We start from the raw sequence: 16,460 nt of genomic DNA, 5'->3' as shown, positions 1-16,460 counted from the left end.
AGGACGCTCAGCCCGCCTGATTCAACCGGCTATTGCGTCGCCCATATGCCAGGTACACCACCACGCCCAGCGCATTCCATAGCAGGAACCAGACCTGCGTCTTGCTCGGCAAACTCCAGAACAGGTACAGACAGCCGCCGATCGCCACCGGTCCCACCACCCACGCCAGCGGCGTGCGGAAGGCGCGCGCGCGGCCGGGCTCGCGCACGCGCAACACCAACAGGCAAGCCGCCACCGCGGTGAATGCGGCCAGCGTGCCGGCATTGGCCAACGCGGCAATTTCGTCCAGCCGGGCCACGCCCGCCAGTGCTGCCACCAGCACCGCGGTGAACAGCGTGATCGCCACCGGCGTGCCGGTGCGTGCATTGACCTTGGACAGGCCGCGCGGCAACAAGCCATCGCGCGACATCACGAAGAAGATGCGGCTCTGCCCGTACAAGAACGCCAACAACACCGTCGGCAACGCAATGATCGCCACCGCACCGATCACCAGGGCCGCCTTGCCGTGGCCGAGTTCGCGCAGGATCAGCGCCAACGGCTCGGGGCTCTTGCCGAACACGGTAAAGCTCATCGCACCCACCGCCGCCAGCGCCACCAGCACATAGATCAAGGTGCAGCCGATCATCGAACCGACGATGCCGATCGACAGATCGCGTCCGGGGTTCTTGGTTTCTTCGGCGGCGGTGGAAATCGCATCGAAGCCATAGAACGCGAAGAAGATGATGGCCGCCGCTGCCATCACGCCGCGCTCCACGCCATCGGGACCCATTGCCTTGGAGAAGCCATACGGCATGAACGGCTGCAGGTTGGCGCTGTTGAAGGCCGGCAGCGCAATGGCCACGAACACGCCCAGCGCGATGATCTTCAGCACCACCAGCACGGCATTGAGCGTGGCGCTTTCCTTGGTACCGGCCATCAACAGGCCAGCCACCAGGAAGGTGATCACCACCGCCGGCAGGTTCACGATGCCGCCGGCATGCGGCCCGGCAATGAGTTCATGCGGCAAGCCCACTCCCAGCCATTGCAGGAACCCGACGAAATAGCCCGACCAGCCGACCGCCACGGTGCTGACCACCAGCGAGTATTCCAGCACCAGGCTCCAGCCCACCACCCAGGCAATGCTCTCGCCCAGCGCGGTGTAGCTGTAGGTATACGCACTGCCGGCAGCCGGCATCATCGTGGCCATCTCCGCATACGCCAGCGCCGCGCAGGCGCAGACGATGCCAGCCGCCACGAACGACAGCAGCACCGCGGGGCCGGCCTTGTCGGCGCCCACGCCGATCAGCGTGTAGATACCGGTACCGACGATGGCGCCGATGCCTAGCGCGATCAGATGCGGCCAGCTCAGGCTGCGGACCAGTTGCCGGCCAGTCTCGTGCACGGTGACCTGATCGATGGATTTGCGCCTGAGCCAAGACGACATGCGGACCTCGCAGGAATCAAAAGAATGCGCGAGTGTCGCCCAACGCAGCGCAGCAAAGCTATCGGTCCAAGGTCATGCGGTGGCTATGCCCGGGCAAGGCGGGCACGCGATGGCATCAACTCATGCGCGGCGCATCGTGCCTATCCTTGGCCAAGCACCACCATCCATCACGGCGTGCGCGATCGACGGCACGCGTTCGCCCACCACACTGCCGCTCACTCAATCGAGGCGCGATGCGGCGGGCGCGCGTTGCGATAGATCAGCTGCACCGCCCAGGCACCGGCAAGCCCGACTACACCGGCAGCGAAGTGGCTCCAGTCCAGCACCCGCGGCGCCGCGCCATTGGCGTCATGGCCCCACAGGTTAAACCACAGCAGCACCAACGCGGTGATGCCCATGCCCATCCAGAACCACAGCCGGGTTCCGCCGATTGCGTAGATCAAAAACGGCAACGCCGCTCCGATCAGAAAATGCACCGGAAAAAAATACGCCGTGCCGTAGGGGCGCATCAGGTACCAGACGATCGCTGCGAACGTGCCCAGAAAAACGAACAGGCCAAGCGCCAGCAGGCGGGTTTGGTTGGTGGCAGTGGTCATCGGCAAGTCTCGCAAAAGCAGACCCTCACCCTACCCATGCCCAGGTCAATGCAGTGCGAGCGTGCTGCATGCATCGCTTCGGCGGTCTGGTTCGCTTCGCACAAAGGCGACGTGCAGCATCACGGTGCCGTGCAGCCATGGCGCTGAAATCCGGCGCGTGTCTGCAAGTGTGCGTAATACGCCGCCACCGCAGGCAATGCCGCATGCGCGATGGGGCTGGCGACCCAGCGCTGTGTCGACACCCCCAGCACGATGTCGGCAAGCGTAAAGCATGCGCCCAGGACGAACGGACCGCCGCGCTGCAGCTGCGCATCGAGGATCGCCATGTGGCGGTTCCACTGCTCCACGCTCGCCGCAATCGCCTGCGCATCGGTATGCGCGGCGCTGCCACGCACGGTGGCCATGAATGCGTAGCGCCAGGCGGTATTGAGTTCGGTGGCCTGCCAATCCATCCATTGCTCGACCAATGCGCGCGCGGCGGGCGCGGCCGGCAGCAGATCATCGCGTTGGCTGCGCGCGGCCAGGTAGCGGCAGATCGTGTTCGATTCCCACAGCACCAGTTCACCCGCGCGGATGACCGGCACCAACGCATTGGGGTTGAGTGCGCGAAATTCCGGCGTCTGCACCGACGCAAAACCGCTGCCATAGGCATGCAGCGTGTAGTCCAGCCCCAGCTCATCGCACAACCACAACACTTTGCGCACATTGATCGAGCTCGGCTTTCCGTAGATCTCCAGCATGTGTTCCTCAGTGACGCGCGTAATGGCCGGCCGTTGGCGGTGGTGATCCGTGCTGCCTGCAACCCCGCACGCGCCTTGTGCAGCGCGTGCAGCCGGGTGCATCCATGCACGCTGCGGTCAGTCGCAGAGCGGTGCATTCTCGCCGCTGCACTCTTGCGCCGCTACAGCTCGATCTTGCCCGCGTATGCATCGCGCACGCTCTGGCTGATGTAGGTGCTCAGCCCGCGTCCGGCCGTGGCAAGCCGCTGCATGGTCGCGACCGCCTCGGCACCGGCGCTATCGGCGGTATACACATAGGTCTCGCCGCTGCGAAAGCGCACGGCGATGGCGTCGTCGGCCAGCGCGTAGGCCACCACGCCCGAGTGGCCGTCGCGATTGCCATAGCGCTGCATGCGAACCGGGCGGGGTGCGGTCATGCCGGCAGGCTAGAACCGCTGCAGTGATGGGCGCTTCAACGAACACGGCAATAACGCGCTACAGCCCGCAGGCCATGCGACATCGAAACAGGTGTGCTGGCCATTTCAGCGTCATGGCCCAGCCGTGCAGCCACCGTTTGCACGCCGGCCACGCGAGGGCCGCCGTGATGGCAGGTACCGCGCGTGTGGCAGATGGCGCAGCGCATGCAGGTGTGGCGTGTGGATGATGCGCGTCTGCGCGCATCGCATCGACCGCCGGCCTTCTGTCTAGCCAAGCGATCGCGCCGATCGCGCCACTGCGATCACCGCATCACCCCATACCAACCCCATCGGCCTGCAGCGGGTACAACGCCGTCAGCGCCTGGCAGCGCTGCGCAAACAGCGCATGCAATTGCCGGATCGCTGGCGAAAACTGCTTGCGGTGCGGGCACACCAGCTGCAGCGGCAGCCGATCGCCGTACTCGGGCAACAGCGCCTCCAGCCGCCCGGCCTGCACGTCTGCGCACACATCCAGCCACGACTTGTAGGCAATGCCTTCGCCGGCGACTGCCCAACGCCGCACCACATCGGCGTCGTCGCACAGCATCGCCCCGCGCACCGGCACCACGTGGCGGCGGCCGTCCAGGTCGAATTGCCAACGGTCGTAGGCGCGCCCGGCCAGCACGTACAGCAGGCAGGCGTGCTCGCGTAGCGCATCCAGCGTGGCGGGGCGCCCGTGGCGCTGCAGGTAGGCGGGCGCGGCCACCAGTACGCGGCGGTTGTCCGGTGCCAGCGGCAATGCCACATGCTCTGCATCGTCGATACGGCCGAGCCGAAATGCCACATCCACCGGCGCGCGATACAGGTCGGCCACCTGATCGGACAGGTGCAGGCGCAGGGTCAGCTTCGGGTGCGCGGCGCGGAATTCGGTCAGCCACGGCAGCAGCACGTTGCGCCCCAGGTCCGACGGCGCCGTCACCTGCAGCAACCCCTGCAGCGCACTGTCGGCGCCCCGCACATGCTCGCGCCCGTCGCGCAGCAACTCCAGCACGCCGCGCGCATAGGGCAGGTACTGCTCGCCCTCGGCGTCAGCCGCAGGCTGCGCGTAGACCGGGCGAACAGACGCAGATCCAGCGCGCGTTCCAGCCGGGCCACCGCCGCGCTGGCCTGTCCCGGCAACAGATCGGCCTCGCGCGCTGCGCTGGAAAAACTGCCCAGCGCCGCGGTCCGCACGAACAGCGCCAGGTCGTCGAAGCGGACCATCTTCACTCCAGTGGTGAAAGTGCTTGTGCAGTTTGCCGGTTTTTCCGTGAATCCAGGTGGTTGACGATGCAACTCCCTCCCGCACGACGCCTGCCATGAAAGCCATCGCCTACCCGCAACACGGCCTGCCCATCGACGATGCGCGCGCGCTGATCGAACTCGAGCTGCCGCTGCCCACCCCCGGCCCGCGCGACCTGCGCGTGCGCATCCACGCCGTGTCGGTCAACCCGGTCGACACCAAGGTGCGCAGCAACGCGGCGGTGGATGCCCCGCGCGTGCTGGGCTGGGACGCCAGCGGCGTGGTCGATGCGGTCGGCGAGGCGGTCAGCCTGTTCCGCCCCGGCGATGCGGTGTACTACGCCGGCGCGCTGACCCGCCCGGGCACCAATGCCGAGTTCCACCTGGTCGACGAGCGCCTGGTCGGGCGCAAGCCGGCCACGCTCGACGACGCTGCGGCCGCCGCATTGCCGCTCACGGCCATCACCGCCTGGGAGCTGCTGTTCGACCGGCTCGGCATTGCCGAAGGCGGCGGCGAAGGCCAGGCATTGCTGGTGGTCGGTGCGGGCGGGGGCGTGGGCTCGATCCTGGTGCAGCTGGCGCGCACGCTGACCAAGCTGACCGTCATCGGCACCGCCTCGCGCCCGGAAACCCAGGATTGGGTGCACGCACTCGGCGCGCATCACGTGATCGACCACAGCCAGCCCCTGGGCGAGGGCCTGCAGCGGATCGGCATCGCGCAGGTGCAGCACGTCGCCAGCCTCACCCACACCGACCAGCACTTCGCCCAACTGGTCGAGGTGCTGGCCCCGCAAGGTCAGCTGGCGCTGATCGACGACCCGGCCACGCTGGACGCACTGCCGCTCAAGCGCAAGAGCCTGTCGCTGCACTGGGAACTGATGTTTACCCGCTCGCTGTTCGAAACCCAGGACATGATCGCCCAGCACCATCTGCTCAATCGCGTCGCCGAGCTGGTGGACACCGGCGTGCTGCGCACCACCCTGGGCGAGCACTACGGCCGCATCACCGCCGACAACCTGCGCCGCGCCCACGCCGCGCTGGAATCGCACCGCACCCGCGGCAAGCTGGTGCTGGAAGGCTTCTGAGCGCAGAGGCCTCACGCACGACAGCGCTCTGTCATGGCCGCTGTCGTGCAGCCGCACCCTGCAGCGTTGGCACGCGATCGCCGCTGGCCAAGATCCGCGACGCAGCTATTGCGACAGGCGCCGCTACACTGCGCGCATGTCATCTCAATCCCTGATCCTTCTCGGGCTGCTTGTCGTAGTCCTCGTGTTGCAGCTGCTGGCGCTGCTGCGACGTCCGTCCACCACCGCGCTGGAACATGCACTGCGCGCCGAGCAACGCGATGGCCGCGGCGAATTGCGCGAGCAACTCGAAGGCCTGGCGCGGCAGCAGGACGCCCGCCTGGAAACCTTCGCGCGCAACCTCACCGAGTTGTCCACGCGCACCGACCAACGCCTGGACCTGCTGCGCGACGCGCTCGGCGAAGACGCCCGCAAGGCGCGCGAAGAAAGCGGCCTTGCACAACAACGCACCGGCGAGCTGCTGACCCTGCGGCTCACCGAATTGCGCACCCAGCTCGAAGGCTTCGGCCAGCAACAGGAAACCCGCATCCACGTGTTCGGCCAGCAACTGACCGAGCTGATCGCGCGCACCGATACGCACATGGCCGCGCTGCGCGACGCGCTGGCCGAAGACGCCCGCAAGGGCCGCCAGGAAGCCGGCCAATCGCAACAACGCTTCACCGAAGCGCTGGGCCAGCGCTTGAACGAACTCACCCAGCGCAACGAACTGCGCATCGGCGAGATGCGCGCCACGCTCGAGCAACAGCTGGCCAACCTGCAACACGACAACGCCAGCAAGCTCGAATTGATGCGCGCCACCGTCGATGAAAAACTGCAGACCACGCTTAACACACGCCTGGATGCCTCGTTCAAGCTGGTCTCCGAACGGCTGGAACAGGTGCAACGCGGCCTGGGCGAAATGCAGCAGCTGGCCACCGGCGTGGGCGACCTCAAGCGCGTGCTCACCAACGTCAAGGACCGCGGCGGCTGGGGCGAAGTGCAGCTGGACAACATCCTCGAGCAGACGCTGACGATGGAGCAATACGCCCGCGGCGTGCGGGTCAAGCCCGACAGTGCCGAAGCGGTGGATTTTGCGATCCGCCTGCCCGGACGCGGCGACGAGCAGGTGGTCTGGCTGCCGGTGGACGCCAAGTTCCCGCGCGAGGACTACGAACGCCTGATCGACGCGCAGGAAAAGGGCGACCTCGACGCGATCAAGCAATCGACCGCGCAACTGGAACGCGCCATCCGCATCCAGGCCAAGTCGATCAGCGACAAGTACGTCTGCCCGCCGCACACCACCGATTTCGCGGTGATGTTTCTGCCCACCGAAGGGCTGTATGCCGAAGTGATCCGGCGTGCCGGCCTGGTCGATCTGCTGCAGCGCGAACACCGCGTGGTGCTGGCCGGCCCCACCACGTTTACCGCCTTGCTCAACAGCCTGCAGATGGGCTTTCGCACGTTGGCGATCGAAAAGCGCTCCAGCGAGGTCTGGCAGGTGCTGGGCGCGGTGAAGAGCGAGTTCGGCAAGTTCGCCGGCATTCTGGAAAAGGCCGAGCGGCAGATCAGCACCGTCGGCAAGAGCCTGGGCGAAGCCAGCCGCAAGACCCGCACCATCGAACGCCGCCTACGCGGAGTGGAAACCCTGGCCGGCGAGCAATCGCAGGCGCTGCTGGACGATGGCAGCGACGACACCGGCAACAGCAGCGAAGACGACAGCACCGACGAGCAGGCGTGATTGGCTGCCGACGCCAATGCATGGCCTGCACAGGCGACAGCACACGTAGGAGCGCACCCGGGCGCGAGCCGCTTTACCGATAACGCTTCATCGCGCCCGGGTACGCTCCTACGAATGCAGGTTTGCGGCACGTGCTTGCGCCGATCGCCAGCACATCGTGCAGACATCGCCACCGCGATGCTTGCATCCACCTGATTCAAGACGAGAGTTTCAACATGGCGACCCGATGGATCCACGCAGGGCTCTGCGCGCTGCTGCTGACTGCCTGCAGCAATGCGCCAACCGCCTCCCCTGCCTCGCCAGCCGCGCAGGCCCCTGCTGCACAGACGAGCGCCGACGCCGCTGCCTGCACCGCAAAGGGTGGCCAACTGCGGCCGGTCGGCCGCATGCAGATTCCGCGCTGCATCGTGCCGTATGCCGATGCCGGCAAGACCTGCACCGACAACAGCGATTGCAGCGGCGACTGCCTGGCCACCAACATCGTGCCGACCGGCGCGGCGGCCACCGGGACCTGTCAGCGCGACAGCGATCGTTTCGGTTGCCGCCAGGAGGTGGTCGGCGGCAAGGGCCAGGCGGCGTTGTGCATCGATTGAGGGCTTCGAAAATGGCCGGACGCGTGTCCTGGCCGGTCAGCCGTTCGGCCCGTGGGCGTCGCTGCAGACAACCGCCAGCCGCCTGAGCCAGCGGCATCGCTCGCTCCACCCTGGCCGTTTATGCTTTCGGCTCTACCTGTCCAGGACGCATCGATGAGCCAGACGCTGTATGACATTCCCGTGACCCGCATCGACGGCCAGCCCACCACCCTGGCCGACTACCGCGGCAAGGTGCTGCTGGTGGTCAACGTCGCCTCCAAGTGCGGCCTGACCCCGCAGTACGAAGGCCTGGAAGCGCTGTATCGCGACAAGCGCGCACAGGGCCTGGAAGTGCTGGGGTTTCCGGCCAACGACTTCAACGGCCAGGAGCCGGGCAGCGAAGCGGAAATCGCGCAGTTCTGCCAGCTCACCTACGATGTCACCTTCCCGATGTTTGCCAAAATCGCCGTCACCGGCGACCAGGCGCACCCGCTGTATCGCGCACTGACCAGCACGCACCCGCACACCACCGGCGAGGGCCCGATGCGCGAAAAACTGGCTGGCTACGGCATCGCCCCCAACCCCGCGCCCGGGGTGGTGTGGAACTTCGAAAAATTCCTGATCGGCCGCGACGGCAAGATCGTCGACCGCTTCGCTCCGGACATCCCCGCCGACGATGCGCGCCTGCGTGCGGCAGTGGATGCGGCGCTGGCCACCCACGCATAGCGCGCTGGCGGTATTGCGATGACGCGTCACGTTCTTATCGGGAGCCAGGGAACAGGCAATGACCTTCAATCACTTCTTCAGCTCTTCAATACTCGCGTTGTCGATGGTGACTGGCTGCTCGCACATGCCCGGCACGGCGTCCACCCCTGACACGCAGGCGGAGCGGTACATCGTCGACTGTTCTCGCGACTGGGCAGAGTCTGTCGTGACAGGAGATCGGTCAAAGCGCAGGATTTACTTTGCCGACGACTTCATCGGGACTGACACCAAGGGCCGCAGATACGATAAATCCCAGGTCACTCGCGAGACTGGTCCTGCCAAACAGATCATGTCCAACACACTCGACGAGATCAACGTCAGATTCTTCGGAGAGACCGCAATCGCGCACGGGAGCGAAACGTGGACCCGTAAAGACGGGTCTACGGGCCGGTATGTCTGGACCGATATCTGGATCAAGCGGAGTGGTCGGTGGCAAATCATCGCTGCGCAGGATGCAGCGGTACCGGTACCGACACCGCCTCGCAACGACGGCACCTAGCACTGCTGTCACACCGAGGCGCTTGGCAATGCGGGCGTTCGTCGTGACGTCGCAACGGGTCCGCCTGGTGCCCAACACACAAAAAGCCCGGGATCGCTCCCGGGCTTTTACATTCATCACTCGCCAAAACCCTAACCGCTCAACGCACCCAGTTCGGGATCGGCATGGCGTTACCCGGCACGGTATTGTCCTTGTCGTCGCGCAGGTATTCCGGCAGCTCGTTGTTCTTTTCGCGATGGCTGCGCAGATCGCGGGTGATCTGGTAATTGCGGCGCTGCATCCACGCATCGCGGGTCAGCGCGTATTCGTCCGGCGCCTGGTCGCGCAGCGAATCCAGAGACATCAGCTGCGCGCGCGTGTCCACCAGCTGCAAGCCCTGCAGGGCGAAGCGCGTACCGCCGTCGTCCACCTGGCGAATCCACGACAGCGGAATATCGCCCGCCAGCCCGAAGGTGTCGCGCACGGTGCGCGGGCCGAACAACGGCAGTTCGAAGTAACGCGAGTTACGCCAGCCCCACGCGCCCAGCGTCTGGCCGAAGTCTTCGCTGCGCCGCGGGATGCCGGCCGCCGAGGCGGGGTCGAACAGCCCAGCCACACCCAGGGTGCTGTTCATCACAAAGCGCCCCAGCGACTGCATCGCATGGACCGGGTGGCCTTGCAGCAGCTGGTTGACCATGGTCAGCGGCGTGCCCAGGTTGTCGAAGAAGTTGGTCACGCCCAGACGCGCCGGGCTCGGCACCACCTTGGTGTAGGCCGTCGCCAACGGACGCGCCACGCCACGGTCAACCGCCATGTTGAAGCGGTGCATGCCGCGGTTGTAGCGCTCCCACGGGTCGTATGCCGGCGCCGCGCCCGGTTGTGCCGGCGCACCGTTGGCACCTGCTTGCGGGGTGGTCGGGCCATACAGCGCATCGAAATCGCTTTCGGCATCGGTGGGCGCGCCTGCAGCGGCGGTGCCGGTACCCGCCGCTGCAGGCGCATCGGCAGGAGCAGCAGCGCTCGCCGGCAGCGCGTCCGGGGCGGCCATCCCGGCGGCGGCCGGCTGCGCGGTCACTCCGGCATCGTCGCGTACCGGCGCCTCGGTCGCAGGCGCGATGGCGGTACCGCCCGACGGCGGTGCGGATTTGGGCGCCTGGCTGGCGCAGGCACCCAGCAGCAGGCTGGCCAACAACGGGAGAGAACGGAACTGGGTCATGGGCTGGCGCTCAGGCCTGAAAATCGAGAGTGGGGGACAACCGGTAGGCGGCGCGCAATTCGTCCAGACCGGACGCCTCGCCCACCACCGCGCCGCTGCCGGCTTGGCGTAACCGGGCAGCCAGTTCGGCCAGCATCGCCACGCCGGCACTGTCCAGGCGTTGTACACCCGACAGGTCCAGCGTGCGCGCGCCATCCAGCTGTGCGATCGCCTGCGGCCAGGCCGCGGTGACCGCCGCACGGTCGAGCACGCCGGTGATGACCAGCGTGTCGCCCGAGCGTTGCACGGTATCAGTTGCCATTGGCCGGTGCCGTACCGACCTGCAGGTTGCCGCTACGCAGCTCGGCGGCCACCTTGGCGATGCCCTTCTCGCGCAGCGGGCCGTCGAACTGGGTCTTGAAGGTCTGCACGTAGGAAATGCCTTCGATCATCACGTCGAAGATCTTCCACTGGCCGCCGGTATTGCGCATCAGGTAGTCGACCGGGGTCGGGTCGTTGCCGGCACGCAGCAGGTCGGTGGAGACCTTGACGCCGCGGTTGCCCGGCAGCGCGCTCTCGGACTTGGCGCGGAAGGTCGGCTTGCCTTCGAAATTCAGCAGCGCGGTGCCATACCGCTGCATCAGGTTGTCGGCCAGCGCATCGGCAAACAGCTTGACGTCGGCATCGGAGGCGCCACGGCCATGCACGCCCAGCACCAGGCGGGCCGAGTAGTCGCGGTCGAAGGCCTTGTTCAATTCGCCATTGATGAACTGACGCAGCGCCGCCGGATTGCTGCGGAACTCGGCACGGCGCTGGTCCAGCGTGCTCAGGATGCGGGTGCTGCTGTCGATGACGGTCTTGGTCGCCGCGCCCTGCGCAGGTGCGCTGGCAGCGGCCGGCTGCGCCAGCACGGTGGCCGGTGCGCACACCAGCAGGGTCGAGGCCAGGACGGCAGAAAGCACAGTGGTCTTCATTGGTGTGGTTCCGTAGAGGGAGGAGCGGTTTGGGCAGGCGCAGGCGCCTGGCCGTTGGCGGCGGCCGGGGCATTGCTGCCGCCACCGCCACCACTGAACATGTATTTGCCGACCAGCTGCAGCAGATCCACCGCCGGCTGGGTGAAGCCGATTTCGTCGCCCGGCTTGAGGGTGTCCGGGTCGCCGCCCGGCTGCAGCCCGATATAACTCTCGCCCAGCAAGCCGCTGGTGAAGATGCCGGCCGAGGTGTCGGCCGGCAGGTCCTTGTATTTGGTATCCAGCGACAGGGTCACGATCGAATCGAACTTGGTCGGGTCCAGGCTGATGTTGGACACCTTGCCGATGGTCACCCCGCCGATCTTTACCGGTGCCTGCGCGCGCAGCTGGCCGATCTGGCTGAAGCGGGCGGTCAGCGTGTACTGGCTGGAGCCAAAGCCCCAGCGCTGGTTGGTCGAGGCCACCGCCAGCACCAGCAGCGAGGCCAGGGTCAGCAGCAAAAAGGCGCCGACGGCGAATTCGAGTCGTGGTCCACGCATGGCCATAGTTATTCCACTCACCTAAACAACATTGCAGAAAGGACGAAGTTGAACATCAGCACCAGCAAAGAGGCATTCACCACCGCGCGGGTGGTGGCGACCGAGGTGCCTTCGATGGTCGGTTCGGCATGGAAGCCCACGTAGGCGGCAACCAGTGCAGCGGTGCCGCCGAAAATCGCCGACTTGAGCATCGCCACGCCGAAGTCGTCCCAGACGTCCACGCTATTGCTCAGCCCGGACCAGAACGTGCCGTTGTCGATCCCCAGCACATGCACCGCTTCGAAATAGCCACCGGTGATGGCCAGCGAGCAGAACACGCCGGTGAGCAACGGCACCGTCAGCACCGCCGCCCAGAAGCGTGGCGCCACGGCCTTGGCCACCGGGTCGATGGCCATCAGCTCCAGCGCCTTGATCTGGTCGGTGGCGCGCATCAGGCCGAGCTCGGCGGCGATCGAACTGCCGGCGCGGCCAATGAACAACAAGGCGGTCAGCACCGGCGCCAGTTCGCGATACAGCGACAGGCCCAACAAGGTGGACAACGCATCGGACGCACCGTAGGTGGTGAGCGTGCGGTAGCCCTGCAAGGTCAGCACCAGGCCGACGAAGGCGCCGCCCACCGCAATGATCGGCAGCGAGCGCGCGCCGACCTTGTAGATCTCGCGGACCAGTTCGGCAATGAAATCGCGCGTGGGCAGCGAGCCGCGCAGCACCGTCAGCGAAAACAGCCCGGCGCGGCCGAAGGCGCGAATGGAATCGGCGAAGGCCATCAGGCAGCACTCCGGTCGCGGCGCGGGGCGGCATCGAAGGCGATCGGGCCGTCCGGCTGGCCGTGCAGGAATTGCTGCACTAGCGGGTCGGTACTGTCCTGCAGCTGCGCCGGCGTGCCGGCGAACACGATGCCGCCATTGGCGATCACCACCGCCTGGTCGCAGATCGGCAGCGTCTCGTGCACATGGTGGCTGACGATGATGCTGGTCAGCCCCAGGCTGTCGTTGAGGCGCTGGATCAGGCTCATGATCACGCCCGAGGCGATCGGGTCCAGTCCGGTCAGCGGCTCGTCGTAGATCATCAGCGGCGGGTCCAGCGCCAGCGCGCGCGCCAGTGCCACGCGCCGTGCCATGCCGCCGGACAACTCGCGCGGCCAGGCATCGGCTGCGGCCAGCAGGCCCACTGCATGCAACTTCATCTGCACCAGGCGCTGCAGCACCGCTGCCGGCAACCGCGTGTGGGTGCGCAGCGGCAGTGCGACGTTCTCGGCCACGCTGAGGTCGGTGAGCAGGCCATTGCCCTGCAGCAGCACGCCGACGTTGCGACGCATCTCCAGCAACGCGCGGCTGCCGGTGGGAATGGGATTGCCGAACAACGTGACCGTGCCTGCGACCGGGCGCAGCTCGCCGGTCAGCGCCGCCAGCATGGTGGATTTGCCGCTACCGGACGGACCGAGCACGGCCGTGATGCTGCCGCGTGGCACCTCCAGCGACACATCGCGCAGGATCGTGCGCCCGCCGCGATCGATGCGGACACCGGACAACTGCACGACAGGGGAAGTGGAAGCCGTCATCGGTGCCTTTAACAAAATTACAACGCGATAGAGTAGCCCGTGCACCGCTGAACATAACCAGACTGGCGCGTGCAGTATTGTCGCATTCACCGAAGGGCGATGTGCGGGTTGCGTGTCGCTGTCTGCGTAACAGCGTGTCCTGCAACGCAACCAGGCCCACGCATACGGGCGTGATCGGCAAACGTACGCTGCGGTAGGGACGTAAGCGAGGTTGCCACAGCACGCAGTGTGTACCTTGAGACTGGCAGGTGCCCCTGGTCGTCTTGCCTGTCGCAGTTGCGCAACGATCTGCCTAGCATGTCGCGTTGTCGGCAGCGGCATCTTGTCGAACCGGCCACAAAACGTGACGATCCACGCTACTTCGTCGCTGCAGGAATCTTCCATGGAGTTGCTGACGCTTGAACACTTTGCCGGCAGCGTCAACGAGACCTTTGCCGCCGCTTTGAATGAGGGCGAGGTGCCGTTCGTGCTGGTGGAGGCGCGGCCCTTGCAGCACGCGCGCAATTCGCAACGTGCGCCGTTCTCGCTGCTGTTTCGGAATGGTTCGGCCTTTTTGTTTCCGCAGCAGACCTATCAGATGCGGCATGCGCGGCTCGGCGAGATCGGTATCTTCCTGGTGCCGGTGGCGCGCGAGCGCGACGGGTTCTTGTATCAGGCCGTATTCAATTGAATACGGCCAGCTGCACGTTCAACTGAGCAGGTGATCGTGCCGATGCCAGTGCATCTGCAGATGGGTCTGGGTGCTGTCGCCTGCAACGAATCCGAGGCGGGCATACAGGCGTTGCGCGGCGGGGTTGGCGTGCAGCACATGCAATGACAAAGCACATCCCGCATCGCGGGCGCACGCCTGCGCATGTGCAATCAACTGCGTGCCGATGCCCTTGCCATGCCAGTCCGGCAGCAGGCTGATATCGACCAGCGTGTGGTGTGCGGCGCCGCGGTGCAGATACAGCCGGCCGATCGCTAGAGCTTTGGTCTGCACGATCAGAAAGTCCGCATCGGCAAACTGCTGCCGGTAATGCGCGCGCTGCAGGGCGAACTGCTGCTGCAGGAAGGCGCGCTTGGTCGCTTCCGGCCAAGGCACCGGTGCCAGCTCCTCGCGACGCGTGCTGGCGTACAGATCCTGCAACCAGGGCAGATCCGCATCCTGCTCTTCGCGCAATGCAATGGCGTGCGCACCCGGCAACGTGGTCTGGCTTGCGCCGCCGGATGCCTTCACGACCTCGCCGGAAAGCGGGCGTGTCATGACATCAACTGAAGACAGGGTAGTCGCCGGACAGCGCGATGCAGAAGTTTACCGCCAGATACGGCTGCCGGTTCTCGTGGGCCTGGCCGTTGCCGGTGGGAATCAACATAACGGGAGAGAACTGCTTGTCGGGCGCAATTGCGTTATATGGACGTGCGCTGCTGCTACCTGGCGACGACAGCGCGGCGCCGCCGACGGGCGCACCGCTCTTCTTCGTCTGGTCCGCTAAGGAGAACGAGTTGACGCCGTGCTGGTGCATCGGCATCTCCGAGCCCGACAGATTCACCCCTGCGGAACCAAAATTGCTGCCCAGCGTGTGCGGGGTCAGGCCAGGGCCCGGGCCCTGCTGACAGCCAGCGCGCGCGGTGAAGTTCGGCAGCTGAAACGTACTGGAGCCATTGCCGCCGTAGGCGATGCCGAGCAGCGAATACAGCGCGCTGTTCTGCGTGATCGGCAGGACGGCACCATTGCACAGGGCCCAGCCGTAAGGGTTGTAGTCGAAGCCGAACAACTGGATTTCGCCGAGATAGGGTTCGGTCATGAGCGGATTCCTCCGATGGAGCGGATGCGTGCCGCAGCCACGTCGACGCGGCGCATGGGATCAGGCTTGCTGCGGAAAGATGCCGGTGGTGGCAATGCAGTACTGCACCGTCAGTGTGGGCATGACGTTGTCGTGCGGCTGGTTACCACCGGCGAATGAGGTGCTCTGCCCCGACATCGCTTGCGCCGTGGCGCCGCCGGTGGTGGTGAGATAGAAAGTGTCGCCGCTCACCGCTGCAGGCAACAGGCCCGAGGGTGCCGTCGCTGTCGCCCCCGCGGTGGTAGCTTGCGCGACGTGCGTATGCGCCGGCATCTGCAGATCGGTCAACGTCACCGTCTCGGTACCGGCACGCTGGGCAAGCACGTAGTTGCTCAGTCCCGGCCCCTGGCCCTGGTGGACCGGCACGCGGCCGCGCAGGTCAGGCACTGCAAAGGTGCTGGTGCCATTTCCACCGTAGGCGGTGCCGAGCAGGACATATAACGGCTCGTATTCGGAGATCTGCAGCAATGAGCCATCGCACGCTTGCCAGCCCTGAGGAGTGCGGCCAAAGCCGAACAGGCGGATTTCGCCGATGAAGGGAGTACCCATGAGATTCTTCCTGGTCGATGAGGTGATCCGCGCACCAGTGCGCTGCGCACCCGAGTGCGGATGCGCCTAGCTGCGCGAAGGGAAGATGCCGGACAGCGCGATGCAGAAATTGATCGTGGTGTATGGCTGCACGTTCGGATGCGCCTGGCCGCCGCCCTCTGCGCCTACCGTGGCTTGCGAGAGCGGGACCACGCTCCCCGGCGCGGCGTACAGCGGTGTCGCCGTTCCCGACGTGGCGCCATTGTTGGCGAATAGGCGCCCGGTTGGGTTGCGGTTATTGCCGGCGGCGCTGGCGCATTCCATCAGATGGAGGTGTGCAGGCAACTGGTTTTCCACCAGCGTCACCGTCTCCGCACCAGCGGCCTGACCCATTGGCATCGCCGTCGGCTGCCATGCCGGATCCGCCGACGGCCCATAGCCCATCGGCGTGCGGCCGCGCATGTCCGGCAGCGCGAAATTGGTCTTGCCGTCGCCGCCGAACCGCGTGCTGAGCAGACTGAACAGGGCCTGGTTTTGATTGATCGGCAGCAATTGTCCGTTGCATTGCGCAAAATACTTCGGCGCAAACGCGAAACCGGTCAGCATGATCTGACCGATGAAGAACTCGCTCATGCGGATCTCCCCTAGGGTGTTTGACGCCGACATCGCGCCTGGCGCTGCTCTACTTAATCACGTCTTCTGCGCAATGCAAGCATTGATAATGCTGAATCGGACAGGGGCGACGTATTTGGTGCTTTACGAATACGTAAATTTACTGTTCAAATGCT

20 protein-coding genes and 1 pseudogene are annotated in these 16,460 nt (G+C 65.9%); 6 read left to right on the top strand and 15 right to left on the bottom strand.

The genetic code is table 11. The annotated features are described in order from the left end of the window. Positions 1–7: 7 nt before the first annotated feature. The 5 genes and pseudogenes from ACDH77_RS20525 to ACDH77_RS20505 all read right to left on the bottom strand — a co-directional run bounded on the left by ACDH77_RS20525 (position 8) and on the right by ACDH77_RS20505 (position 4,417). On the bottom strand, positions 8–1,423 hold the full coding sequence (locus ACDH77_RS20525; protein ID WP_011349201.1) for an amino acid permease: 1,416 nt from the start codon (positions 1,421–1,423) through the stop codon (positions 8–10). 215 nt (positions 1,424–1,638) lie between these two features. After that, entirely contained in the window at positions 1,639–2,019 is a 381-nt protein-coding gene (locus ACDH77_RS20520; protein WP_008573095.1) for a hypothetical protein, read from the bottom strand. Between the two features lie 119 nt (positions 2,020–2,138). Next, positions 2,139–2,759, bottom strand: a complete 621-nt coding sequence (locus ACDH77_RS20515; protein ID WP_042774040.1) for a glutathione S-transferase family protein — start codon at positions 2,757–2,759, stop codon at positions 2,139–2,141. A 161-nt stretch (positions 2,760–2,920) separates the two neighbouring features. Continuing rightward, positions 2,921–3,151: a hypothetical protein gene (locus ACDH77_RS20510; RefSeq protein ID WP_029820556.1), complete on the bottom strand. Its 231-nt coding sequence runs from the start codon at positions 3,149–3,151 to the stop codon at positions 2,921–2,923. A gap of 334 nt (positions 3,152–3,485) precedes the next feature. Next, a pseudogene (locus ACDH77_RS20505) lies at positions 3,486–4,417 on the bottom strand (LysR family transcriptional regulator). 95 nt (positions 4,418–4,512) lie between these two features. Between ACDH77_RS20505 and ACDH77_RS20500 the strand changes: the two are divergent. The 5 genes from ACDH77_RS20500 to ACDH77_RS20480 all read left to right on the top strand — a co-directional run bounded on the left by ACDH77_RS20500 (position 4,513) and on the right by ACDH77_RS20480 (position 9,073). Continuing rightward, the gene (locus ACDH77_RS20500) at positions 4,513–5,520 is read left to right on the top strand and encodes a zinc-binding alcohol dehydrogenase family protein (RefSeq protein ID WP_057682046.1); all 1,008 of its coding nucleotides are present in this window, start codon (positions 4,513–4,515) and stop codon (positions 5,518–5,520) included. 184 nt (positions 5,521–5,704) lie between these two features. Continuing rightward, positions 5,705–7,237, top strand: coding sequence for a DNA recombination protein RmuC (gene rmuC / locus ACDH77_RS20495; RefSeq protein ID WP_218491664.1), 1,533 nt, complete (start codon positions 5,705–5,707; stop codon positions 7,235–7,237). Between the two features lie 191 nt (positions 7,238–7,428). Continuing rightward, positions 7,429–7,830 (top strand): hypothetical protein, encoded by a 402-nt coding sequence (locus ACDH77_RS20490; RefSeq protein ID WP_029820560.1) that lies wholly within the window; start codon positions 7,429–7,431, stop codon positions 7,828–7,830. Between the two features lie 153 nt (positions 7,831–7,983). Then, positions 7,984–8,535, top strand: a complete 552-nt coding sequence (locus ACDH77_RS20485; RefSeq protein WP_029820561.1) for a glutathione peroxidase — start codon at positions 7,984–7,986, stop codon at positions 8,533–8,535. Positions 8,536–8,593: 58 nt separating this feature from the next. Beyond that, positions 8,594–9,073, top strand: coding sequence for a nuclear transport factor 2 family protein (locus ACDH77_RS20480; RefSeq protein WP_277574218.1), 480 nt, complete (start codon positions 8,594–8,596; stop codon positions 9,071–9,073). A 139-nt stretch (positions 9,074–9,212) separates the two neighbouring features. Here ACDH77_RS20480 and ACDH77_RS20475 read toward each other — a convergent pair whose 3' ends face one another. Genes ACDH77_RS20475 through ACDH77_RS20450 form a run of 6 tightly spaced genes read right to left on the bottom strand, consistent with a single transcriptional unit; the run spans position 9,213 to position 13,318 of the window. After that, on the bottom strand, positions 9,213–10,268 hold the full coding sequence (locus ACDH77_RS20475; protein ID WP_014091559.1) for a VacJ family lipoprotein: 1,056 nt from the start codon (positions 10,266–10,268) through the stop codon (positions 9,213–9,215). Between the two features lie 10 nt (positions 10,269–10,278). Beyond that, the gene (locus tag ACDH77_RS20470) at positions 10,279–10,569 is read right to left on the bottom strand and encodes a lipid asymmetry maintenance protein MlaB (protein WP_029820564.1); all 291 of its coding nucleotides are present in this window, start codon (positions 10,567–10,569) and stop codon (positions 10,279–10,281) included. Beyond that, positions 10,559–11,221, bottom strand: coding sequence for a phospholipid-binding protein MlaC (locus tag ACDH77_RS20465; protein WP_011349189.1), 663 nt, complete (start codon positions 11,219–11,221; stop codon positions 10,559–10,561). The genes ACDH77_RS20470 and ACDH77_RS20465 overlap by 11 nt, the downstream gene beginning before the upstream one ends. Further along, positions 11,218–11,763: an outer membrane lipid asymmetry maintenance protein MlaD gene (gene mlaD, locus ACDH77_RS20460; protein WP_008575276.1), complete on the bottom strand. Its 546-nt coding sequence runs from the start codon at positions 11,761–11,763 to the stop codon at positions 11,218–11,220. The genes ACDH77_RS20465 and mlaD overlap by 4 nt, the downstream gene beginning before the upstream one ends. Positions 11,764–11,774: 11 nt before the next feature. Next, positions 11,775–12,524, bottom strand: coding sequence for an MlaE family lipid ABC transporter permease subunit (locus ACDH77_RS20455; RefSeq protein ID WP_011349188.1), 750 nt, complete (start codon positions 12,522–12,524; stop codon positions 11,775–11,777). Continuing rightward, entirely contained in the window at positions 12,524–13,318 is a 795-nt protein-coding gene (locus ACDH77_RS20450; RefSeq protein ID WP_008575273.1) for an ABC transporter ATP-binding protein, read from the bottom strand. Before ACDH77_RS20450 ends, ACDH77_RS20455 begins: the two co-directional genes overlap by 1 nt. Positions 13,319–13,700: 382 nt before the next feature. Between ACDH77_RS20450 and ACDH77_RS20445 the strand changes: the two genes are divergently transcribed. Further along, complete coding sequence (locus tag ACDH77_RS20445; protein WP_011257259.1) at positions 13,701–13,988, top strand: DUF6916 family protein; 288 nt, start codon at positions 13,701–13,703, stop codon at positions 13,986–13,988. Between the two features lie 18 nt (positions 13,989–14,006). On the opposite strand, the gene ACDH77_RS20440 is transcribed toward ACDH77_RS20445, so the two are convergent. From ACDH77_RS20440 to ACDH77_RS20425, 4 genes are all read right to left on the bottom strand, one after another. After that, positions 14,007–14,564 carry a GNAT family N-acetyltransferase gene (locus tag ACDH77_RS20440; RefSeq protein WP_014091557.1) on the bottom strand — a complete coding sequence of 186 codons (558 nt, stop codon included), beginning with the start codon at positions 14,562–14,564 and terminating at the stop codon, positions 14,007–14,009. Positions 14,565–14,568: 4 nt separating this feature from the next. Beyond that, entirely contained in the window at positions 14,569–15,105 is a 537-nt protein-coding gene (locus tag ACDH77_RS20435) for a phage tail protein (protein WP_011349185.1), read from the bottom strand. Positions 15,106–15,165: 60 nt separating this feature from the next. Then, positions 15,166–15,693, bottom strand: coding sequence for a phage tail protein (locus ACDH77_RS20430; RefSeq protein WP_008575266.1), 528 nt, complete (start codon positions 15,691–15,693; stop codon positions 15,166–15,168). A gap of 66 nt (positions 15,694–15,759) precedes the next feature. Continuing rightward, positions 15,760–16,305 (bottom strand): phage tail protein, encoded by a 546-nt coding sequence (locus ACDH77_RS20425; protein WP_011349183.1) that lies wholly within the window; start codon positions 16,303–16,305, stop codon positions 15,760–15,762. Between the last annotated feature and the right edge of the window lie 155 nt (positions 16,306–16,460).

Source organism: Xanthomonas axonopodis pv. maculifoliigardeniae (assembly GCF_041519315.1).
GTDB lineage: Bacteria > Pseudomonadota > Gammaproteobacteria > Xanthomonadales > Xanthomonadaceae > Xanthomonas > Xanthomonas euvesicatoria.
This window is presented reverse-complemented; position numbering and strand designations above follow the sequence as displayed.